The sequence below is a fragment of the Vibrio sp. 10N.222.52.C12 genome (assembly GCF_041474215.1).
Classification (GTDB): domain Bacteria; phylum Pseudomonadota; class Gammaproteobacteria; order Enterobacterales; family Vibrionaceae; genus Vibrio; species Vibrio crassostreae_C.
In genome coordinates this window covers 1-289 of sequence record NZ_JBFRTR010000231.1, presented here as the reverse complement: position 1 = coordinate 289, position 289 = coordinate 1, and the positions used below count along the sequence as shown (strand labels likewise).

The 289-nt window shown below is 45.0% G+C and carries 1 pseudogene; it reads left to right on the top strand.

From position 1 onward, the window contains the following. A pseudogene (locus AB4623_RS23990) lies at positions 1-289 on the top strand (site-specific integrase); the annotation flags it as partial.

Below are 289 nucleotides of genomic sequence, written 5' to 3'. Positions count from 1 at the left end.
TTTGCGCACTATCGAGAGCTGCGAAGTATTGAAGTGACAACGACCACGATCAACCGAGAGCATGCCTATCTCAGAGCAATGTTCAATGAATTAAGTCGGTTAGGGGTGATTGAGTTCGATAATCCGCTCATTCAAATTCGTCAATTCAAAGAGCGTGAAAAAGAGTTGAGGTATTTGGAGCATGATGAGATCGCAAGGTTATTGGATTCTTGTCAAACAGTCAGCAATCGGTCTTTGGTGTTTATCGTGAAAATTTGCTTAGCCACAGGGGCTAGGTGGGGAGAGGCGG